Genomic DNA, 23488 nt, shown 5'->3' on the forward strand with positions numbered 1-23488 from the left:
GTTGATTAGTTTCAGCAGATGAAAAAGCAGAAAAAGGGTTTCTATAACTACTTTACTAAAAACCTGATTAAGGGCTTTTTATATTTGGCTGTTCTGGTTCTCGCCATTATACTTTTTAAGAGTTATTTTCAAGAACAGCATGACGCCATCGAGCATTGGGTTTCAGATGATTATGGGCTTATGCTCGTTATTTTCCTTATCTCCGAAATTTTCGTGGGCATATTGCCTCCAGAACTTTTTATGATATGGTCCATTGATGATCCAATTATGGTTTATACGGGAATTGTAGCTACAATGACGGTTATTTCACTCTTTGCCGGTTGGGTTAATTATTGGGTTGGAAAAAAGATCAGTACCAAGAAGTTCTTTCACCGTATTTTTAAAAGACGACTACGCAAATTTCAGAGGCGCTATGAACAGTATGGGGGAGGATTTATTATCGTTGCCGCTTTAACCCCACTTCCATTTTCACTCATCAGCTTGTTTACGGGTTCAATGTCGTATCCAGCTAAAAAGTATTTCATGTACTCCTCATTCCGAATTTTAAGGTTCGTGGTATATGGAATTATAGTTTGGCAATTGGATGGTTATATTTAACACTAATAAGCCAATATTAAGTCTAGAATGATGGGCAGGTGATCACTATAACCTCCAATGTACTTTGGCCCTTGATAGGTTCTAAATGGTCTTCTTGCCCCAGTAGCGCCTTCCATAATTAAGAAGTCCATATCGAATATTTGAGCCGTTCGATCACGAACGCGGGTTCTAGATTGTTTCAGTAATAAATTGCCAGAAACCACAAACTGATCCAGTATTCCCCATTTGTTTTCAAAACTATGAGTACCAGCTATAAACCGTAGGTCGTACATTAAATTGAAAAGGTCTGTAGGTTTAAGCGCATTAATGTCAGTATTAACGCCTAGTCCATTCAGCATACTTTCCTCTCCAGGTTCATCATTAAAGTCACCAGTAATCACAATATGAGTATTGGGGTTTAATTTGAGCAATGAGTCTGCCTTTGCTCTTACAAATTGAGCAGCGAACATACGCTTAGGCTGTGTTTCAAATTCACCTCCAAATTTAGAAGGCCAATGATTTACTAAAAAATGCAGGGTGTCTTGATTTGGCAACTCCATTACCGTATGTAAAATATCGCGTGTACGACTAGCAGTGTCGAAAGGAAAGTCAAGTTGATAGTACTCATAATTTAATAATTTGAGCTTATCGGGCCTGTAAATAGCAGCGACATCAATGCCTCTAGCATCTCTAGAGTCCTTATGTATAATTTCATAACCTAACGACTTGAGCTGAGTAAACTGAGTCAGCGACTCTAATACATACCTATTTTCAACTTCGCAAAAGCCAATTAACTCAGGGGCGTCCCATCCACCCATGGCCAGAATTGTTTTGGCTAACTTATTCTGTTTTTCAGTGTAGCGTGCTTTGGTCCAATAATGATCCCCTTGAGGTAAAAACTGTTCGTCTATCGTTAAGCTATCATCAAAGTAATCGAAAAGGTTTTCTACATTGTAGAAGGCAAGTCTGACCCTATCTTCATTTCTCGGACTTGGATCAAAGGATTCGCTGGCCAAATAAGCTTTTTGGCCATGTATATGCATAGGGATTAGAAGTAAGCAATAAAATATTACTGCGTTTATTTTTTGTCTATTATACCTAAAACACGATGGGTTAATCATAACTTTGTCGATCGGTAAACCAAATTAGTTAAAAGATAAATCATAATGGGCATGGAAATAGGTAAAAATCACATATTAAAAGTAGCTCGTGAAGTAGATTTTGGTCTATACTTAACTAATGGCGAAGAAGATATCCTTTTGCCAATGAAATATGTGCCTTCAGATACCAGTATTGGAGACGAAATAGAAGTGTTCGTGTACGTTGATTCACTCGGTCGGCCTGTAGCGGTTACTGCTCAACCCTTAGCTAAAGTAGGTGATATTGCTAGTTTGGAAGTAAAACAAGTTACAAGCGTAGGTGCATTTATGGACATAGGCTTAGAAAAGGACTTAATGGTTCCTTTTAAAGAACAAGGCCAAAAAATGGAGACGGGTAGAAAGTACGTTGTTAAGGTGCTTCTAGACTTTAAAACCAATCGTATGATTGGAACCTCTAAGATCGGCCCTTTTCTTAGCCAGCATAATGATGAATTACAAGAAGGAGAGAAGGTCAATATCCTAATTTGGCAAGAAACAACTTTGGGTTATAAGGTAATCATCAACAAAACCTTTCAAGGTTTGATTTTCCATAACGAAATCTTTGACCATGTTGAGCTTGGTGACGAGCGTACTGCCTATGTAAAGGCCATTAGAGAAGATGGTAAAATAGATATCTCACTACAAAAACAGGGTTACGAAGCCGTAAAAGATATGAGCCAGGTTGTCTTGGATAAAATTAAAGCCACTGGTAGCTTGGCATTAGGAGATAAAAGCAGCCCAGAAGAAATCAAGTATAAGCTGGGTATGAGTAAAAAGAACTTCAAGAAAATTTTAGGAGGCTTGTATAAAGCTGGTCAAGTAGAAATTTTTGATCACGAGGTGCGTTTAAAAGCGGAAGGTTAGCCTGAGGAGAGACTAACCTTCACATAAACTACCTATAAAACTAAAACTAACTTAAACTTAGTTTAATTAAACTAACACACTCCATTCGAAAACAGAGGGCTTAAAGCTTGTTAGCACCTACCGCTGTTAAACTGATAGGCACCATTAAATTAGGTAAATTTCCCGAGTTGTAAAATATTATTTTACAATAAATAGATTAACGGATTATTTAGGTGGTGATATTACGTTTTACAACCGTTTTTAGGATAATCCATTTATTGCTACTTAATATCAATTTCGTTGGCTATGCCCATTGCAGTAAAACGAATCGATAATTTTCTAGGGTTTTCCGAAGGTTGGTTACACTTAGGAGAAGGATCAATATAGTACCAATAATAAGTTTGACTTCGTTCGTAAAGTTCTTCAGCATCAGGCTTACCCAACACTTCTATTATTGATTTATGATATAAGGCTAATAGGTTCGGTTTGATTTTAATTAAGTCTTGAATCATTTCAGCCCTTTGATTCAAACAGCCGCTTTGATCTCCAATCCATTTTGCAGAATCGAAATCACCAACATCTGCTTTTTTAGTGCAAGCTGTGATAAGTAATGGGAGAGAGAGAATAATTACTAACAGTTTTGATGACTTCATTTCAATTGGGCTTTGGCTGGCAAAGGTACTTTGCGCACCAGCATCAACCAAATTTGAAACATGATAAGAATAGTGGCTGCTACTGTAATCATTATGGGATCAGGATTAAGGCCAAAAAATGCATAGAACGCTGTGAGGACTAAAAAAATCAGTCTAAACGACTCCATGGCGAAACCCCAGTTTCGATTTTCAAACAAAGCACCAAAGCTTACTACCGAGTAAATGATGACCCCTGCAAAAATTAGTTTATCTGAGGTATTCATCTTATCTAAATTGAAAAGGAACATGGCCGTTCCCGCAAGTAATACGATGTACTGCACCAATACATAAACATTCAGTTTGGCAGCAGTATGCGTATCAAACTTTCTATAATTATCTGTATTAACTTCTTCTGGAGCTCTATATCCACCCATGTAATCTGGTAACCAGCCTGGCTTTTCGAAAATATACCTGAACTTATCACTCCACTTTGGAATAGTTTTGACATCACTCCACATGTCAGAATAATGCGCAATATTTGCCCAAATAGGGTTCCAACTGTTAAGGTTTTTTGTGATACCGTAAACAGGTCTTTCTTCTTCGGCTTTAAATGTGCCGAATAGTTTATCCCAAATTATAAATGTTCCAGCATGGTTCTTATCAATGTATTTTGGGTTTCTGGCATGATGAACCCTATGGTGTGATGGCGTATTAAAAACTGCCTCAAACCAGCGAGGAAGTTTGTTGATCGACTCGGTATGTATCCAGAATTGATACAACAGATTAAAGCCTGATACAGAAACTAAAATAATAGGATCTACACCAATTAAGGCCATCGGAATATAAAAAGCAAAAGTCCAAATGGTTTGGGTTGAACTCTGTCGCAACGCAACAGAAAGGTTATATTCCTCGCTTTGGTGATGCACGCTGTGGCCACCCCAAAACAAATTCACTTGATGACTCATTCTGTGAGCCCAGTAATAGAAAAAATCGTAAGCTATAAATGCCATTATCCAAACAAGAGCTGTGTTGGGCAAGTCTATTATTCTAAACTTCTCAAATATTAAAGTGTATACCCCTATGCTCAATACTTTCAGAAAGGCTCCTGTTACTTGAGAAGTTACACCACAATTAATATTTGTTATGGCATCATTAAGGCGGTATGACTTTACCGCTTGAACACGGTGCACAATGAGCTCAATTCCTATAAGAAGAAAGTACACGGGAATAGCAATAACGGTCGGGTCTAGTATCATTCTGTAACTATCAGTTTCTCAATGTATAACCTTCCGTAATAAGTTTCAAGTGTTTTTTAACATTAAGAATTTTGAATTAAAGAGGTAATTATGAAGCTAAATAAATTGTGAATTTGTGCATAATAATACTTATGTTTAGTTTGATTGATTATGCCAAGACATTGATCAGTACTTTTTATGAAAATCATTTTTGACCAAATCTTTAACAACCCGGTAATAGGCATTGCGCTGGTTAATAGTGATGGCCAGATTATAAAAGCGAATAAGGCATTTTGCGGTTTACTAGGCTACCCAACCGATGGTTTAGTAGGGATGAATTTTACAGAAATTACTCATTCTGAAGATATAGATAAAGATTGGAAGCTCTTTGTGAAGTTGAAAAATCATGAAATAAGTCAGTATAAGATTAATAAAAGATATATAACTAAAGCAGGTGAAGAGTTATGGGCTGAGCTTAGTGTGTTTATGGGAGAAAAGGTGGATGGGCATGAGACTGTTATTTCTTTTGTTAAAGATATTTCCGAAGCCAAATTACTCCAAGATGAACTAAAAGATCAGCAGACGAAAATTCAGGGCATTTTTGATAATACCTTTCAATTTATTGGATTAATGAAAACTGATGGAACACTCATTGAAGTGAATAAAGCCATTACTCGATTTTTAGGAAAAACAAGAGAAGAGCTTATTGGAAAAAAAATATGGGAAATTTCTGACTTATATCAACATGATGAAGATAGAAACAGGCTTATTTCATCGGTTCAGAGGGCAGCAAATGGAGAATTTATAAGATTTGACTCACAGGTGATTGGAGCTAAGATAAGAGAGACAATTGATTTTTCCATTCGCCCTATTATCAATGAAAAAGGTGATATAACTCTACTAATACCTGAGGGACGGCTAATTACCGATCGCTATAGGCTTCAGCATAAGCTCAAAAGTAAAACCCGTCTGCTTGAAACAACCGAACAACTATCAAAAGTAGGAAGTTGGGAGTGGTTTGTACCTTCGGATGATTTGTATTGGTCTAAAGGCACCTACGATGTATTCGAATGCGAATATCAGCCTGATAACATACTCTCTGTACAAAAATATGTTGACTATATTCATGAAGAAGATTTAGAAAGAGTTCAAAAAGCCATTGAAAAAACCGTGACAAGTGGGGTGGACTTCAATGTTGAACATAAAATAAAAATAGGAGAGAAGGTAAAACATATTCACGTAAAAGGAGAGTGTGTTTTTGATAAATCGGGTAATGTTATAGTTGTCAGAGGAGCCGTGAAAGACCATACATTAGACATCCAGATTCAAGAATCTATGATGTTATATAATGAGCTTCTAGAAAAGAAAAATGACGAACTAAAACAATTTGCCTATGTTGCCTCGCACGATCTTCAAGAACCTTTAAGGACCATTACCAGCTTCATTCAATTGCTCAGAATGGAAATTGGTGAAGTTGACGAGAACTGTGAAAAATACTTAGAAATTATTGAAAAAGGGGCTGGACGCATGAAAAGCCTGATTTCAGATTTACTTTCTTTTTCCAGACTCGAAAACAATGAACTGATAATCGAAATGACCGATCTCGATGTCATGTTTAAAGAACTGGAACAGGATCTCGCTACAAGTATCAAGGAGTCTAAAGTCAATATTATCATTAAAAATAAGCTTCCTACTTTACAGTGTGATTCGAGAAGAATGAGCATTCTTTTTCAGAACCTGATTTCAAATGCCATTAAGTTTAAAAAAAACAATTGTACTCCTGAAATACGAATAGATTGGAAGCTGACAGAGGGAGTGTATTTATTTGAAATAACCGATAACGGAATTGGAATTGACCCTGAATTTCATGAATCGATTTTCGAACCATTCAGAAGGCTTCATTCAAGGGCTCAATACGAAGGAAACGGAATTGGTTTGGCGCTATGTACAAGAGTCGTTAATCAACACAATGGCGAAATCTGGATAAACTCTGAAAAAGGAGTAGGAACAACTTTTTATTTTACCATACCAAAAGCATAGAAAGAGAGCTAAGAGGCAAAATCTCTTGAGCTACACTAAGAACTTAAAATAATAAACTATGGAAATTTTACTCATAGAGGATAATGAAAATGATGTGTTTCTTTTCAACGAATACCTGCGCTTGATTGGGCTTTCAGATTCCAATGTGACAGCACTTTCCACTTCATCAGAAGTAAGAGAATTGCTAAGGAATGAAACTTTTGACTTGGCTTTTCTGGACTTAACGCTACCAGACACTACTGGTATTCAGAGTTTTGAGTCACTTATGAGTTGTTCACCGAAATTTCCAATTATAGTTCTTACTGGGCTTGAAGACCAAGAAACAGCAAAAGAGATTATCAAGAGCGGTGCCCAAGATTATTTAGTCAAAGGAGTTTACCAACCAAAAGACCTAATGAAGTCTATTGAATATTCAATCGAACGACATCAATGGTACATGGATAGGTATAAAATGGAGCGGAATTACGTTAATGCCATTATTAAAGGGGCGGAAACAGAAAGAATAAGGATTGCCAGAGATTTGCATGATGGAGTGGTTCAAACCCTAACAATAAGCTTGCTGACCTTAGATTTACTGATCAAAAAAAGCCAAGACATAAATGAAGAGTACAGTGCTCTTATGGATAAAACCAGGAAGCATTTAAAGAATTCAGTAGACGAGGTTCGAAATATAGCTCATTCATTGGTTCCAAATGCTTTTCAGAATATAGGAATGAAGCTAGCATTGAATGAATTGATGGAAGATATTCGTTCACTGGCCAGTATAAAGGTTGATTTTGAATACCAGATTGATTCCGACCAAATATCGGATGATAAATACATGACCATCTATAGAGTTATGCAGGAAGTGTTCAATAATATGATTAAACATGCTCAAGCCACACACTGTCTCGTTTCGATGACTCAACAAGAGAATATTGTCAACATTCTGATTAAAGATAACGGTTGTGGGTTCGATTTGGACACCATTAAAAAAACTAAATCGTCATTTGGAATCGATAATATTGACAGCAGAATAAAACTGCTGAATGGTACTTGTAATCTTAAGTCGAAAAAGGGAGAAGGCACCTCTTATGAGATCAGCTTTCCAATGTGTTAAAGACTAATAGTATTGATAACGCAATTACTCGTTTGCTTATCAATTGTGCTTACTAGTATTTTATGTAATTTCGAAGCTTAACCAATCCTTCAAATGACCATAAAAATCACTAATGCACTGAAAGAACTCACTGGCGAGCTAAACGACAAAAGCTTCAACGCTTCAAATTACTTAGGAAGTATCGGTTCTGAAGAAGTAGTAAATGCAATGATTGCTTTGCTCAACGATCCTAACCCTGAAACACGCTTTATGGCTGCTAGAACCTTAGGTTTGGTGGAAAATAATTCAGCGGCTTTATCCCCACTTTTCGAAGCATTTGATAAAAAAGAAAACAAAGAGATTCTAGGCGACCTTCTTATGGCACTTGAAGGCTTTGATGTAAGCAACAATTACGTAGACCTTTTTAAACTCTATCTTTTTGGGAGTTTTAAGGTGTCAAAAATAGCAGAAGACTTACTCGATCATAAAGAATTTAATATCACACCTCGTGTGCTAAAAAAGGCGCAGAAACACTGGGCACATTATTCTAATAATGTAAAACAAGACGAAGCTTTTGCACTTCAAAAAATAGAAGTCGAAGAAAGGTTAAATGACCTAAAGGGATTTTTAGAGAATTCCGAAGGTTAGTGTTGATGGATTGAGATTCAACCAATCAGTTAATTTATTTCGTTTTTAATGGAGTTATTTTTTACATTCAGCGCTAGATATTTTTTCACACGTGCCATTAGACCAAACTAGATACGCTTTATGAGATTCAATCCCAAATATTCAATTGTTGCAATCGTTTTGTCACTCTTTTTTGCAGGGTGCGCTCCAAAATCGAATACTATCGAATTATTCAATGGTCAAAATTTAGATGGTTGGGTGAATCACGGTGAAGAAAAATGGTATGTAGAAGATGGACTTTTGGTTTGTGAAAGTGGCCCTGCTGCTCAATACGGGTATCTTTCTACGGAAGACTTTTATGATGATTTTGAATTGACACTTGATTTTAAACAAGATGCGAATGGTAACAGTGGAGTGTTTATTCGATCGACTGTTGAAGGTACTAAAGTGAGCGGATGGCAAGTAGAAGTAGCTCCCCCTGGTGACAATACAGGTGGTATTTACGAATCTTATGGGCGTGGTTGGTTAATTCAACCTGATCCAGAAAAAGACAAAGTATTAAAAATGGGAGAGTGGAACACCCTGAAAATTAGAGTGGAAGGGCCTGAAGTTACCACTTGGCTAAATGGCACTCAAATGGTACACTTAGTAGATGAAAAAATTGGTGCTGGAAAGGGCGCAGTAGCACTTCAAATCCACGATGGCGGAGGAATTAAAGTAAGTTGGAAAAACATAAAATTAACTCCGATAGTGGCAGAATAAACTTCTTGGCATTGTTTCCTCGGAAACTAATCAAAACTATAATTTCAAATTCAACAACCTCAAATATGAAAAAACTCTTTCTACTTACATTTTTAGCAGCCACTGTTTCGGCTTGTAGTAATAGTTCTCAAACTGAAGACGATGGCTGGATTCACCTATTTGACGGCACCACCACAGAGGGTTGGAGAGCATATAATGGAGATAAACTTCCTGCGCAATGGGTCGTTGAAGATGGTGCACTGACCTTCGACACTGAAAAACGATTAGAATCTGACCACCAAGGAGGAAAGGATATTATTTATGCTGCAGAAGAGTTTGACAACTTTGAATTGTATTTAGAATGGAAAATTCCAGAAGGTGGAAATAGTGGTGTTTTCTATCATTTGAAAGAAGGTATTGAAGGAGGCCCAGCAGCCGTAGCCCCTGAATACCAATTACTGGATGACCTTAAATGGGAAGAAATTAATAATGCTAAGCTCCAAGAGTGGCAAAAGACAGGTGCAGATTACGCCATGCATTTACCTGATACTACTCAGAAAATCGTAAAGCCAGCAGGAGAGTGGAACACAACAAGAATTATTTTCACACCAGAGCGAGTAGAGCATTGGTTGAATGGAAAAATGATTGTGTCTTTTGTGCCATGGTCAGACGATTGGTATGAGCGAAAATCTGCTGGAAAATGGAAAGATTATCCAAAATACGGTTCGTTCAAAACAGGCTATATCGGTTTACAAGACCACGACAGTCCGCTTTGGTTTAAGAACATCAAAATCAAAAAACTATAACCCATTTCTTTATTGGCTCATTCTTTCATTTATCCATTATTTAATTCCTTCTTTCATTATCCCTTTAACACATTGTTATGAACAAAAGAGACTTTTTAAAAAGCGCTGCTATAATTACCTCAGCTTCTATGTTGCCCTCATCTCTTTGGGCTTTAGCTAAGAACGACAAACTTAGAACTGCTCATATTGGAGTAGGAGGAATGGGTATGGAAGACTTGAAAGCCATCGCATCGCACCCCGCGGTAGAAGTTACTGCCCTTTGCGATGTAGACGCTAAAAATCTGGCAGCTGCACTTAAAATGCATCCTAAGGCTAAAACCTATACTGATTACCGACAAATGCTGAAGGAAATTGGTAATGACATTGATGCGGTTGTGGTTTCAACGCCAGATCACACTCATGCACCAGCATCAATGATGGCCATGGAAATGAACAAACCTGTGTATTGTCAAAAACCATTGACACACCACGTTACTGAGGCCAGGGCCATGCGTAAAATGGCAGAAGAGAAGAACTTAGTTACCCAAATGGGGATTCAAGTGCATTCTTTCTACGATTATAAATTAGGAACTGCCCTTATTCAATCAGGTATTATCGGGAAAGTAAAAGCCGTACATGCTTGGTCTCCAAAGAACTGGGGCTTTGACGGCCCAGCACCACAAGGAAGCGACCCCGTACCCGACACTTTAGATTGGAACCTTTGGTTAGGAACAGCGCCTGAAAGACCTTATAAAGAAGGAGTTTATCACCCAGGAAATTGGAGAAAGATAATGGATTATGGCTGTGGTACTTTAGGAGATATGGGCGTACATATTTTTGATACTCCTTACAATGCTTTGGCCTTAGATATTCCAAAAACTATTCGGACTAAATGCCGAAAACCAACAGGTTTTGGTTTCCCAGAAAACAATATTGTTACTTATGAATTTCCAGGAACGGAGTATACCACCAAGAAATTTAAATGGGTTTGGTACGATGGCCCGGGTGCGCCTAAAAACCATAAAGACTTGAAGTTGCCAAATGGCGACCAGCTTCCTGACCAAGGAGCTATGTTTGTTGGTGAGAAAGGGAGACTGTTATTACCGCACTTTATGCAATTGCCAAAGCATATTGTTAAGGGTGAATATGTGGATATAGACTTGGAGCCGTTCTCAAATGTAGGTAGCCCTACGGAAGACTATGGTGCGGAGAGTAAGAAGCACTACCACCAGTTTGTAGACGCCTGTATGGGGAAAGATCAAGTCAGTGCACCATTTTCATACGCTGCTCGATTAACAGAAACCATACTCTTAGGAGTGATTGCAGGTCGTTTTCCCAATAAAAAGCTACACTGGAACAACGAAACAGCACGTTTTAAGGAAGAGGAGGCCAATGCCTTTTTAGATGGTGAGTATCGGAAGTTCTAATTGACTTCGGTTCATTTCCTAAAAACTTATTTTATTTTATAAAATACCTTTCTGGTTAGTAAATGGGAACCCAGTGGTTTGCATTCGATAATTGTTAATTATTGAAACCAATTGAGATGACCAAGGTGTTCAATGACCTATTAAACTATTTTGTTTTCTTAGTAAACGCTATTGGCAAGGACTGTCCACCTATTGTACATCGTTGTTACCCTCTTAATTTTATATAACTATCACATCGTTAAGGGAATGTGAAGAAATTTGAAAGATTGATTTACAGTGCAAAGGGGTATTATGATTAATGAAAATCAGAAATAGCAAGAAAAAATAACTTTTCTGTAAAAATTTCTTGACACCCATAAATCTCTGTATTCTGGGCAGAATAACACTTTTTATTTCGCAACACTCTAAAATATAGAGGTTTTGATCCGTCCACTCCCGTAATTCCTACTCCATTTCTTTTTAAATTAATTTATTCCTTTTAAATTGGTCGACCAGTTGTTGGTAAACTAGTTAAGCATGGAGATCGATTTATTAAATAACTTTAAGGAAATAGTAATTGAAAAGCCGGTTGATAAAATCATCAACCAGATCAAAAAACTCATTTCCTCAGGACAGTTAAAACCTGGTGACAAGCTTCCATCTGAAAGGATGTTAAGCGAACGCTTTGGTATTGGAAGAACGAGTGTTAGAGATGCCATTAGAAAACTCGAGTTCTACGGTATTCTTAAAACTCTTCCTCAAAGTGGGACTATTGTTGCTGGTTTCGGAATCAGAGCATTAGAAGGTATGATTACGGATGTACTCGAATTAGAGGGTACAGACTTTCATTCATTAGTTGAAACTCGTTTTCTTTTAGAATGTAACTCAGCAAAGTTTGCTGCTGTAAGACGAACCGATGAAGATATTGCAGCTTTAGAAAGCTCATTGCTTTCTTATAAAGAAGCAGTATTGGACGGGAGCGAGGCAGTAGAGGAAGATGTAATGTTTCACCTGAAAATTGCTGAAGCCGGAAAGAATTCAGTTTTGAAATCACTAATGCTCATCATTACGCCAGACATTCTAAGTTATTTCAAGCAACATGATGTTTGCGGAGACGGTAGATCGGTAAGAGCTATTGCTGAACATGAATTGATTATTGCCAAAATTAAAGACAAGGATGTTAAGGGAGTCGAAGAAGCAATGCGAGAGCATTTACAAGACTTGATGGATTTTTCAAAGAAGCTCTAATCAATCTAAGAATTAAATGAATCAACCAAACAAACACTCATCATTATGAATACTTGTTAAAAAAAATGGATTAGCCAGTAGGCCAATCCATAATCGGTAGGAATGTCTCAAACTACTTTCGAAATATCAATTTGGCGATCGGTATCGAAATAGCTCTGAGGAAATTCTAGGGACAAATGTAAAAAATATTTCCCGGAATACCCCTCCAATGTCGTTCCTGCAAATCTGACATTCAATATTTTGAAATCTAACAATCAAGAAATGAAAATTTTTCACTCACTCGATTCCCGTTTGAAACGGAGTATCGTACTAAAGAGCATCATGCTACTTTTTCTAGTAGTCTCTATGCAAACGTTCGGACAAACGGGCGATAAAATAGCAGGAAAAGTTGTTACAGATGACGGTTTACCACTCCCAGGAGTTACAATCAGAGTTCAAGGAACGCAAAAAGGAGCAATCTCAGATGCCGATGGTAAGTTTACCATTGATGCCCAATCTGGCGAAGTTCTCAGTTTCACATTTATTGGCTACACTGAGGTTATTATTCCTGTAAATAATCAGACACAGGTTGATGTAACCATGTATGAAGAAACAACGGAACTTGGTGAATTTGTAGTTGTGGGTTATGGAACGCAGCGCAAATCACTCGTAACGGGTTCCATTTCAAAGGTTACAAACGAAAAGCTTGATCAAATCCCACTTTCACGTGTTGATGACGCTTTAGTAGGTCAAGTTGCAGGAGTAAATATTCAACAAACAAACCCAGCAGCTGGTGAAGCACCCACTCTACGAATCAGAGGGCCTGGTTCTATCACTTCATTCTCCGATCCACTTGTAGTGGTCGATGGCCTTGTTGTAGATAGTGACTACCTAGGCAATATTGACATGAATGATGTAGAATCTTTAGAAATACTTAAAGATGCTGCCTCAGCTGCTATTTACGGATCTCGTGGAGCCAATGGAATCGTAATGATTACTACGAAATCAGGAAAAGAGGGACCAACTGTATTTTCTTATAACAGTTATGTGGGTTTTAAGTCTGTTCCAAAAAATGATGTGCTTTCAACAGTTGATGACTGGACAAGCATGGTAAGAGCAAACAACAATGGAGAACTTACCGAAAAGCTAAAATACATTGAATTATTAGGGACATCTACAGACTGGGAAGATGTAATGTATGATGGCGGTATTATTAATAGCCATAGCTTATCTGTTAAAGGTGGTACAAAAAACACCAAATACAGGTCGTCAGCTAGTTACTTAAAAGATGAAGGTGTATTGCTCACTGATGAATATGAGAAAGTCAATTTCTCATTGAACATGACCACCAAAGTGAATGAAAAAGTAGAGTTCGGGATAACCCTAAACCCTTCATTTACTAATCAAAGAAGATTCCCAATAGGCCTTCATGATGCAATGAGAAGTGCCCCATGGCTACCTCTATATCTTGACGAGAATAACATTCAGTATGTAAATAGAGAGCGTGAAAACGGACGTTGGGCAGATGCGAAAGTAGGAGATTATGCCATGGAACGAATGTTTGATAATTATGACATGGATCTTGGAGCACCAGTAGCTTCAGGGGGTACATCAATTAGCACTACCTCAAATGCATCTTCTTTAGCGAAGGTATTGGAAAGAGAATACAGAAAAGTAGAGTCAAAAATATTTTCTAACATCTTCTTGAAGTTCAATTTAACAAACGACCTTTTCTTTAAAACTTCATTTGGTGGCGATTTCCGTTACAGAAAATACCAAAACTGGACTGGTGTTAAAGCAAGTAGAAATGGTGCAGCTGATTCAGAATCTACCATTTCAACACTTTCTCAAACACATATAGTTAATGAAAACACCTTTAACTATGTTAAAGACTTTGACAAACATAGCATAAGTGCTGTTGTTGGATTTGCCTATGAAAAGTACGATGGACAAACTACAGGTATTCAAGCAGCTGGTTACAACTTCGATTACATTCAAACTATTCCAGCTACAAATGTAGTAGGTGCAGAAACTGCTGAATTTGAAGAATCGCTAGTTTCATTCTTTGGAAGATTCAATTATTCTTATGCCGACAAGTATTTGGTTTCTCTGAGTGCTAGAGCTGACGGTAGTTCAAAATTTAGCCCAGATAATAAGTATGGTGTTTTCCCTGCCGTATCTGTGGGCTGGAGAGCTGCGGAAGAAGATTTTCTAAGAAATAGTGATGTTATTTCAGATTTGAAATTCCGTTTTAGCTACGGACAAACAGGTAGCAACTCCGGCATTGGCCGATATGCTCATATTGGTTTGATTGAGCCTGCTGGAGCAGTGTTAGATGGTGGGGTAATTACAGGTTTTAATGCCGCAAATATTTCTAATTCAGACTTACGTTGGGAGAAACTTGTAGAAGTAAACCCAGGTGTAGATGCTGCTTTCTTAAATGGCAGACTAACACTGGGGCTTGATTACTATGTAAGAAAGAGTAAAGATTTACTTCTAAATCAGCCAATACCTTCAGTAACGGGCTTTACAGAAGCACTTGTGAATTTAGGAGAAGTAGAAAACAAAGGATTTGAAATCGAATTTGGTTCGAAGAACTATAGTAATTCAAACTTCTCATGGAGTACAATTGGTATTCTAACTCACAATAAAAATACCTTGGTGAATTTTGCAGGAGCAAATGGCCTTATTAGCGTGGTAGATGAAAAGAGACCTGCAGAGTGGATTGCTCTTGAAGGACACCCTATTTCATCTTTCTATGGCTATGTGGTGAGCCGTGAAATCGCTCCAGATTACATTAGTGATCCATTCTATCCGATTGCTGGCCAAAGCCAAGATATTTATGTGAAGGATTTGAATGGAGACGGTGTAATCGATACTGATGATCGTACCATTTTAGGATCTCCTTTCCCAGATTTAATTTGGAGTATCACCAATAACTTCACTTACAACAATTTTGATTTCAGCTTTATGTTCCAGGGTTCTCACGGAGCGGAAGTAAGAAATATTGATTCGCAGTATATCTATAATGAGTTCGCTTCGGCACAAGACTATGTGTCTAGCTTCCCAGATGCCGATTTAGTTCGTGAAAGAATATACACTAGCGATGATGTACAAGATGCATCCTACGTGGCTTTAAGAAACCTAAATATTGGCTATAGAATACCATTCAAGGTGATTGAGCGCACAGGATTGAAAAGTGCTAGAGTTTATGTAGGTGGTCAGAATCTAATATATAAAATGTCTAAAAGCTATGAAGGTTGGAACCCAGAAGGTATTAACCAAGGCCTAGATAGCCCTCTTACTTACGGATATCAAAGAGGTGCTGCACCGCTTTATAGAACATATTCAGTAGGCTTGAACATCGAATTTTAATCATGAAGACTATGAAAAAAATATATACAATTGTGTTGACAGGGATTATGCTTTCCTGTTTCACTGCATGTAAAGACCAGCTTGATTTACAGCCAATTTCGGCTATTGGAGATAATGCATTCTACAATACTCCAGATGAAATCAATGCTGCAGTAGTTGCCATTTACGATGGACTTCAAAATGTTGTCTTGCGCGAATTTGCCTTAACTGAAATGCGTTCTGACAATACCAGAACAAAAAATAGTGAAGGAGATTGGGCTCAATTTCAAGAATTTGATGTTAGACCAACCAACTTGGCTATCTCAAGCTATTGGTCGAGTAATTACAATGTGATTTTCAGAGCCAATAAAGTACTTGAAAACTTAGACGTAGTTACCAATGATACACAAAGAGCTCAATATGAAGGTGAAGCAAAATTTGTAAGAGCTTTAGCTCATTTCAACCTTATGCGGGCTTATGGAGCAGTTCCCTACATCGATCGTGTAATCATTCAAACCGACTCTGAGTATATGAGTCGTGATCCACAGTCTGATGTACTTGCGGCCATCATCGCAGACTTGACAGAAGCAATGGGCAAATTACCATCTCGATCTGGAATTGCCGAAGGCCGTGCAACTAGTGGTGCAGCTGCTGCTTTGTTGGCAAAAGCTCAATTAACAGCAGGTAATTATCCTGCAGCTGAAACTTTGCTTAGCCAGCTACTTTCTAGCCCTGACTACGAATTAGTTGACGATTACCGTGATGTATTTTACTCTGAATTAAATTCAGAAATCATTTTTGCTATTCAGTTCTTAAATGACAACACCAATGAAAGCCAAGATTTCTCTTTTGAAATGACGGCTGGTGGACTTGCTAGTGGTTTAAATTATGTAACCAATAATTTTATTGCCGCTGTTGATCCATTAGATACAGAAAGGTCAGCCACATTATTCAATCCAAATGTAAGTTTAGAGGTAGGGAAATTTATGACCACTTCAAATGATGCTAGGCTTTGTGGTAATGATTGGATCGTATTAAGATTGGCTGACGTATACCTAATGCATGCTGAAGCTATTATGGCTGGCGGTACATCCACAAACGATTTAGATGCCATAGCATCCTATAATGCCATTAGAAATAGAGTAGGGCTAAGCACACTACCGTTAGACGGTAGTGCAACATTGACACGTGATATGCTTCTGAAAGAAAGAAGAATAGAACTGGCTTTCGAAAACCACAGGTTATATGATTTGGTACGTTTTGGTGTAGCTGAAAGTGTACTGTCTGCCTTTGCGGTGAGCGAAGGGTATAATTTCGCTGCAACGGACTTGTTGTTACCAATTCCGCAAAGAGAAATCGATACAAGCTTTGGTATTTTAACACAAAATCCAGGCTACTAAAACGAAACTTCATGTAAAAGATATTTTGCTCTTCGGGCATGCATAGCATAAACGGAGAGCAAGAGTATCTGAATTTGAAACCTCATGTTCCCAAATTTTAAAAAGTAAATCATGAAACTTAATCAAAAAACAAAGTCATACAACGCTAGGCTATCTGGACTTCTAAGCATATTGTTTCTGGTATTCATTACTATTTCATGTGATGAAGAATTGCCTGGTGAAGGCAGTATTCCAGATTTGACTCCGCCATCGGCAGACTTCAGCTACTCTCCATCAGATGGAGAGTATAAGGAAATACTATTCAGTAATTTATCAATCAGTGCTTCGGGCTTCGCTTGGGATTTTGGTGATGGAGCAACTTCTACCGACAGAAACCCAACTCATTCTTACGCTGTAGATGGTACTTATAATGTAAAATTAACGGCATCTGATAATAATGGACTAACCAGCGATTTTACCAGTACAGTAGAAATAGTACAACCGATTAGTGCTTTTGAACCTGTTATTCTCAATCCTGGCTTCGATATTCAAGGCTCTGACGATTACAGAGATAATTGGACAAACCCTAATGGGGATAGAAGTAGATTGCTACAAATTACGACTAGTCCTGTTCACACAGGAACAAGAGCTGCTAAACTACCTGCAGATGGAAGTAGAGAGTTAATTCAAGTGATTACTGTAGAAAGAAATAGTGATTATATCCTTTCATTCTATTACACTTTAAAAACCTCTCCAGCGGGCTCTGTCACTATGGCTATTTTAGCTTCTGATGGAACCACCGAGATAATATCAGAATCATTCAATGACCAATCTGATGCTAGTTCTTATGTGCTGGCTTCTATGTCATTCAATTCTGGCGATAATACTCAGATTGTTATTTACGGCACTAACCAAGGAGCCGAAGCGCGTTTTGATTCATTTACAATTGTAAACGATTAATGAATCAGAAACCGACATACGGCATTCTAGCGCTACTCTTTTGCTTAACAATTCTATGTAGTTGTGCAGAAAAGGTGCTGGTAAATCCAGACGGTTCTTTGGCAAAATATAAGTTGCCGAATGTAGACTTATCCCACTGGAAAGTAACTCTTCCAGTGGGTGATTCTAAACCCCTTGAAGTAGATCCGCCTCAAATTATAGCTTATGCAACGGATGAAACGCTTCAGCCTTATATGTATAACGACTCAATCGATGGGTCATTGGTGTTCTATGCATTTCCAGGAGGTGTAACCACACAGAACAGTAGCTACCCCCGTACGGAGTTGAGAGAGCAAATGGTTCCTGGCAATAATAGTGTTAACTGGACATTTGCTCAAGGCGGAAGAATGAAGGGACAATTGGCAGTTTCTGAAGTGACTAAAGACCAAGAAGGCAAATATCATAAAGTGATTGTGATGCAAATTCACGGTAGGCTTTCTAATGAACAAAGGGACCTTTTAGGCAGAGACGATAACGATGCTCCTCCAATTTTAAAAATTTATTGGCAGGATAGAAAAGTTAGAGTAAAGACTAAAGTATTAGAAAACTTGAATGCCAATGCCACTGAAATTCTTCAAAAAGACGCATGGATAGATGACAAAGGACACACTTTTAGTCAAGATGTAGGTTTTGGGAAATTCACATTAGAAGTAATTGTATCTGAGGGTAGGCTAGAAGTGGTGCTCAACGGATACGAAAGGATAGTTTACGGTAGTGATCATATTGAAAAGTGGGGTGTTTTTGAAAATTACTTCAAGGCTGGTAACTACTTTCAAACTAATGATAAAGGCGCAAAAGCTATTGTAAAATATTATAGTCTAGAGGTGTCTCATAATTTAGATAAATAGAAGTAAAACAGTAATACACTTTTCATAAACATAAAGGGGCTTTGGCCATGGTCGATATCCTGATTTTAAAATATGTATAAATCATTGAAACAATTAAAACTAGTTGCCTTAGCAATAACCTTAACAATTGGTTTGGCTAGCTGCGGAAATAACAACCTTGTTAATAACTTCACTGAACTGGAACAAGCAATTTCTGCTGCCCAGCCTGGCACTGAGATAGTAATGGCCAACGGAGTTTGGACCGATGTGGAAATTGAATTTAAGGGAGTTGGTACAGCAGACCAGAAAATCATTTTACGTGCTGAAACACCAGGCAAAGTCTTTATTGAAGGAGAGTCTAACTTAAGCCTTTCTGGTGAATTTCTCGAGGTTTCAGGGTTGGTTTTTAGAAATGGTTTTACACCTACAGCCGAAGTAATTTCATTTAGAACATCAAGTGAAGATTTGGCAAACAATAGCAGAGTTACCAACTGTGTTATCGATAATTTCAATATAAAAGAACGATTCGATTCAGACCTATGGGTAGCTATGTATGGCAAAAACAATCGATTCGACCACAATAGCTTGATCGGAAAAAGGAATCAAGGGGTAACTATGGCTGTTCGACTTAATACTGAAGCAAGCCGTGAAAACAATCACCTTATTGATTACAACTATTTTGGCCCACGCCAAAACCTCGGCTCAAATGGTGGTGAAACTTTGAGAATTGGAACAAGCCATTACTCTCTTACAAACTCTCGAACTATGGTGAGTAAAAACTATTTCGACCGTACGAATGGAGAGCATGAAACGATCTCTAATAAATCAGGAAACAACACTTACAAAGACAATGTGTTTTTTGAGAGTAGGGGAACACTCACCATGAGACATGGGCAATATACTTTAGTAGAAGGAAATTATTTTTTGGGAAATAGAAAGTCTAACACAGGTGGTATTAGAGTAATTAATGAATACCAAACTGTAAGAAATAACTACCTCAGCGGACTTACAGGGTATCGTTTTAGAGGTGCATTGGTAGTAATGAATGGCGTTCCAAACTCACCTATCAATCGTTACAACCAAGTGGTAGATTCTAAAATTGAAGGAAACGTAGTGGTCGATTCAGATCATATTCAGCTTGCTGCGGGTAGCGATGAAGAACGTTCGGCTGTTCCAATAGGATCGAGCTTTACGAGTAACATTATCATGAGCGAAACCAACCTCAATCCATTTACAGTGTATGATGATGTTTCAGGCATATCATTCGAAGGCAATATCATTAATGACAACGCTGAGATTCCATTTAAATCAGGTTTCGACAAAGTACCTTTTAGCCTAACGACTAACGCTGAAGGACTTTTAGTACCGGATCAGGCGTTGCTTGCCAAAATAGGCATGGAGAAAATCAGTCTTCCTGTATCGAAAGAAGAAACAGGAGCGAGCTATTATCCGAAACCAGGTCCAGAGCCAACTTTTAGAACTGGTGAAGTAATTAAAGTAGCACCAGGCACAAACACTTTACTTGAAGCTTTTGAACAAAGTAGTCAAGGAGATGTGCTGGAATTAGAAAATGGGAAGGATTATTTGATCACGAAAGATTTCAGAATAAATCACCTCATCACAATCAAAGCACCAACAGGTGATAAACCAATTATAAAATCAAGAAAGTCAGCGTTTTTCCATATTGAGAATGAAGGTGGACTTGAGCTTGATAATATTAAAATTGATGGAGCAGAGTCGCCAGATGAACCGGGCAATAGCGTGGTAAGTACAAGCAAGTATTCAATGAATCGTAACTATAAGCTCTTTGTGAAGAACTGCGAAATCGTTGATCTCGATGTAAACCATAGTTTCAACTTCCTTAAGATTGCCCAGCACACCATGGCAGACACGCTCTTGATCTCCAATTCACACTTTAATAATGTGACTGGATCAATTTTCTCTCTCGATAGAGAAGTGGAAGATCTCGGTATCTACAATGTGGAAGACGTAATTATTGAGAACAGTAGTTTTTCGAAAATTCAAGGAGCCATCGCCAATATCTACAGAGGTGGAACAGATGAAAGCACCTTTGGCCCTATTGTATCAGTGAAAGGAAACACATTTGAAAATAGTGGCCTTGGCGACCGTAACAAAACCAGTGCTTCATTAAAATTCCATGGAGTTCAAGACTTAAGTGTAGAAAACAATATTTGGACGAGCAGTGCACCTTTAACGCTTTACCTCACAAACGGAGAGCCTGTTACAGTAATAAAAAACAATACCATGAAAAATTCTGGTGGTATAGTATCCAATAACAACGAATACAAATCAGAGAGCAATACAATCTCTAAATAGAAATAGATTGAAAGCAAGAATCATCATATTCATCCTAAGCTGCTTTTCTGCACAGTTCCTAATGGCACAGCACCCTTCGCTTATACTTACTAAAGCGGGAGTAGAGCAAATGAGAAGGGAAGGCACTAAGTCTCCACTTTTCAGTGCCTCATTAAACGAAGTACAGAAAGAGGTGGACGAATACATTGCTAAAGGAATAAAAGTACCTGTACCCAAGGATTTAGCCGGAGGCTATACTCATGAGCAGCATAAGTCAAATTTTCTAATGCTTCAGAAGGCTGGTGTGCTATTTCAGGTAACTGGAAATGAAGACTATGCTCGTTACATCCATGAGACATTAAAGGCGTATGCATTGTTATTTCCAACATTCGACAGACATCCATCCGAAAGATCATATGCCCCTGGTAAGTTCTTCTGGCAGTGTTTGAATGATGCGAACTGGCTCGTTTATGTAAGCCAGGCTTACGACTGTATTTATGATTGGATTTCGGAAGAAGAAAGAAATGCCTTGAACTCAATGCTTTTCAGACCAATGGCTGATTTTCTCTCTGTAGAAACTCCGCAATTCTTCAACCGAATTCATAACCACAGTACTTGGGCGAATGCCGCTGTAGGTATGATTGGACTCGTAATGGACGATGAAAAACTTGTTCAAAGGGCCTTATATGGCTTAAAGTCGTCTGATTTAAAGAGTACACAAGTGGATAATGATGGGGGCTCTATTCTTCAAGAAGGCCAAGAAGAAGCGGGCTTTATTGCTCAGATAGATTTTGCTTTTTCACCTGATGGTTATTTTACGGAAGGGCCTTATTATCAGCGTTATGCCATGTATCCATTTCTGATTTTTGCGCAAGCATTGGCCAATAAAAAACCTGACCTTAAGATTTTTGAGCATCGTAATGGACTATTGATAAAAGCTGTGTATGCTTTGTTATATCAAACAAACTCAGAAGGTGAGTTCTTTCCTTTCAACGATGCCCAAAAAGGAATGTCTGTTTACTCAAGAGAGTTAATTACAGCAGTAAGTACTGCTTTTCACTATGGACATAAAGATGAGGCTTTACTGGCCATTGTTGTCGACCAAGGAAAGGTTTCGCTTGATGATGCAGGACTAGAGGCTGCTCTGGCTTTGGAAAAAGCGAATGTAAAACCTTTTGTTAAGCCTAGCATTATGTTTACTGACGGGCCAAATGGAGATGAAGGTGGAATAGGGATACTCAGACAATACGCAAATAAAGATGAGCTAACCTTGGTGATGAAATATGCCAAGCACGGCATGGGACATGGTCACTTCGATCAACTTTCTTTTCTCTACTATTTGAATGGTGATGAAATCATTCAGGATTATGGTGCAGCACGATGGGTGAACATTGAGCAGAAATCGGGAGGTGGTTACTTGAACGAAAACAAAACGTGGGCAAAACAAACCGTTGCGCATAATACACTCGTCATCAATAACGCTTCACAATTTGGTGGAAATGTTACCGAAGCAGATAAATACCATGGTGAGCCATACCTCTTTAACGCTACGGATGAAAACATAAAGGTTGTCAGTGCTAAAAACAATCAGGTATATAAAAACACGGGATTGCATCGCAGCATGGTGATAATAAAGCATCCATCGTTTGAAAATCCAATTCTACTCGATCTATTTAGAGTAACAGCAAAAGGACAAAACAATTACGATTTGCCTTTACTGTATCAAGGCCAACTAATGAAAACGAGTTTTGACTTTGAAGTCCATGAATCCATGGAAAAACTGGGTAATTCAGATGGCTATGAACACCTCTGGAACGAAGCAGAAGCAAAACTAACAAAAGGAACAAGCCAGATGAGTTGGTTCAGTAAGAACCGATTCTACACTCAATCCTTTGTTTCAACAGCAAAAGACAAAATTATTCATGCAAGATTGGGAGCCACTGACCCTGAGTTCAATCTCAGACGCGACCCCATCTTGATAACAAGGAGAACAACAACTGGTAATACGCTTTTTGCTAGCATTTTAGAAGTACATGGTGCCTATTCTACTGTATCGGAAATAGCCACGAATACTTATAGTCAGATCCAACAACTGGAAATTTTGAGAAATGACGAACAGTATTCATTGGTTGCATTCACACATAAGAATGGCGGATCATGGGTATTCGCGATATCCAACAACGACAATGCTGCGGAAGCAAAACACGAAGTAGTACAGAACGGGGAAAAGTTTGCCTGGAAAGGCAGCTTTCACCTGTTCGATCAATCAAGTAATCAGAAATAA

The 23488-nt window shown here is 38.1% G+C and carries 18 protein-coding genes; 15 read left to right on the top strand and 3 right to left on the bottom strand.

Features of this window, described 5'->3' with window-relative positions:
* The first annotated feature begins 18 nt into the window (after nucleotides 1-18).
* Nucleotides 19-597 carry a YqaA family protein gene (locus tag MB14_RS12630; RefSeq protein WP_062592109.1) on the top strand — a complete coding sequence of 193 codons (579 nt, stop codon included), beginning with the start codon at nucleotides 19-21 and terminating at the stop codon, nucleotides 595-597.
* A 2-nt stretch (nucleotides 598-599) separates the two neighbouring features.
* On the opposite strand, the gene MB14_RS12635 is transcribed toward MB14_RS12630, so the two are convergent.
* The gene (locus tag MB14_RS12635) at nucleotides 600-1619 is read right to left on the bottom strand and encodes an endonuclease/exonuclease/phosphatase family protein (RefSeq protein ID WP_062592111.1); all 1020 of its coding nucleotides are present in this window, start codon (nucleotides 1617-1619) and stop codon (nucleotides 600-602) included.
* Between the two features lie 129 nt (nucleotides 1620-1748).
* On the opposite strand from MB14_RS12635, the gene MB14_RS12640 reads away from it, so the two are divergent.
* Nucleotides 1749-2579, top strand: a complete 831-nt coding sequence (locus MB14_RS12640) for a CvfB family protein (RefSeq protein WP_062592750.1) — start codon at nucleotides 1749-1751, stop codon at nucleotides 2577-2579.
* A gap of 260 nt (nucleotides 2580-2839) precedes the next feature.
* Here the strand turns inward: MB14_RS12640 and MB14_RS12645 are convergent, their stop codons facing one another.
* Entirely contained in the window at nucleotides 2840-3211 is a 372-nt protein-coding gene (locus MB14_RS12645) for a hypothetical protein (RefSeq protein ID WP_062592113.1), read from the bottom strand.
* Nucleotides 3208-4446, bottom strand: a complete 1239-nt coding sequence (locus MB14_RS12650; protein WP_062592115.1) for a sterol desaturase family protein — start codon at nucleotides 4444-4446, stop codon at nucleotides 3208-3210. The genes MB14_RS12645 and MB14_RS12650 overlap by 4 nt, the downstream gene beginning before the upstream one ends.
* A gap of 177 nt (nucleotides 4447-4623) precedes the next feature.
* Here MB14_RS12650 and MB14_RS12655 point away from each other — a divergent pair, with 177 nt between their 5' ends.
* The 13 genes from MB14_RS12655 to MB14_RS12715 all read left to right on the top strand — a co-directional run bounded on the left by MB14_RS12655 (nucleotide 4624) and on the right by MB14_RS12715 (nucleotide 23488).
* Nucleotides 4624-6465 carry a PAS domain-containing sensor histidine kinase gene (locus tag MB14_RS12655; RefSeq protein ID WP_062592117.1) on the top strand — a complete coding sequence of 614 codons (1842 nt, stop codon included), beginning with the start codon at nucleotides 4624-4626 and terminating at the stop codon, nucleotides 6463-6465.
* A gap of 58 nt (nucleotides 6466-6523) precedes the next feature.
* Nucleotides 6524-7564, top strand: a complete 1041-nt coding sequence (locus tag MB14_RS12660) for a hybrid sensor histidine kinase/response regulator (RefSeq protein WP_062592119.1) — start codon at nucleotides 6524-6526, stop codon at nucleotides 7562-7564.
* Nucleotides 7565-7657: 93 nt separating this feature from the next.
* Complete coding sequence (locus MB14_RS12665) at nucleotides 7658-8191, top strand: HEAT repeat domain-containing protein (RefSeq protein ID WP_062592121.1); 534 nt, start codon at nucleotides 7658-7660, stop codon at nucleotides 8189-8191.
* 120 nt (nucleotides 8192-8311) lie between these two features.
* Entirely contained in the window at nucleotides 8312-8932 is a 621-nt protein-coding gene (locus tag MB14_RS12670) for a 3-keto-disaccharide hydrolase (RefSeq protein ID WP_062592123.1), read from the top strand.
* A gap of 65 nt (nucleotides 8933-8997) precedes the next feature.
* Nucleotides 8998-9717, top strand: a complete 720-nt coding sequence (locus MB14_RS12675; RefSeq protein ID WP_062592125.1) for a 3-keto-disaccharide hydrolase — start codon at nucleotides 8998-9000, stop codon at nucleotides 9715-9717.
* A gap of 77 nt (nucleotides 9718-9794) precedes the next feature.
* Nucleotides 9795-11123, top strand: coding sequence for a Gfo/Idh/MocA family protein (locus tag MB14_RS12680; RefSeq protein WP_062592127.1), 1329 nt, complete (start codon nucleotides 9795-9797; stop codon nucleotides 11121-11123).
* Nucleotides 11124-11639: 516 nt separating this feature from the next.
* Nucleotides 11640-12350: a FadR/GntR family transcriptional regulator gene (locus MB14_RS12685; protein WP_062592129.1), complete on the top strand. Its 711-nt coding sequence runs from the start codon at nucleotides 11640-11642 to the stop codon at nucleotides 12348-12350.
* Between the two features lie 261 nt (nucleotides 12351-12611).
* Entirely contained in the window at nucleotides 12612-15704 is a 3093-nt protein-coding gene (locus MB14_RS12690) for a SusC/RagA family TonB-linked outer membrane protein (RefSeq protein WP_062592131.1), read from the top strand.
* Nucleotides 15705-15715: 11 nt separating this feature from the next.
* Entirely contained in the window at nucleotides 15716-17083 is a 1368-nt protein-coding gene (locus tag MB14_RS12695) for a RagB/SusD family nutrient uptake outer membrane protein (protein ID WP_165899462.1), read from the top strand.
* A gap of 111 nt (nucleotides 17084-17194) precedes the next feature.
* Nucleotides 17195-18022 (top strand): PKD domain-containing protein, encoded by an 828-nt coding sequence (locus MB14_RS12700; RefSeq protein WP_062592135.1) that lies wholly within the window; start codon nucleotides 17195-17197, stop codon nucleotides 18020-18022.
* Complete coding sequence (locus MB14_RS12705; protein WP_062592137.1) at nucleotides 18022-18909, top strand: polysaccharide lyase family 7 protein; 888 nt, start codon at nucleotides 18022-18024, stop codon at nucleotides 18907-18909. Before MB14_RS12700 ends, MB14_RS12705 begins: the two co-directional genes overlap by 1 nt.
* A gap of 72 nt (nucleotides 18910-18981) precedes the next feature.
* Nucleotides 18982-21225 (top strand): polysaccharide lyase 6 family protein, encoded by a 2244-nt coding sequence (locus MB14_RS12710; RefSeq protein WP_062592139.1) that lies wholly within the window; start codon nucleotides 18982-18984, stop codon nucleotides 21223-21225.
* A gap of 7 nt (nucleotides 21226-21232) precedes the next feature.
* Complete coding sequence (locus MB14_RS12715; RefSeq protein ID WP_062592141.1) at nucleotides 21233-23488, top strand: heparinase II/III domain-containing protein; 2256 nt, start codon at nucleotides 21233-21235, stop codon at nucleotides 23486-23488.

The organism is Roseivirga ehrenbergii (assembly GCF_001593005.1).
GTDB classification, from domain to species: Bacteria; Bacteroidota; Bacteroidia; order Cytophagales; family Cyclobacteriaceae; genus Roseivirga; species Roseivirga ehrenbergii.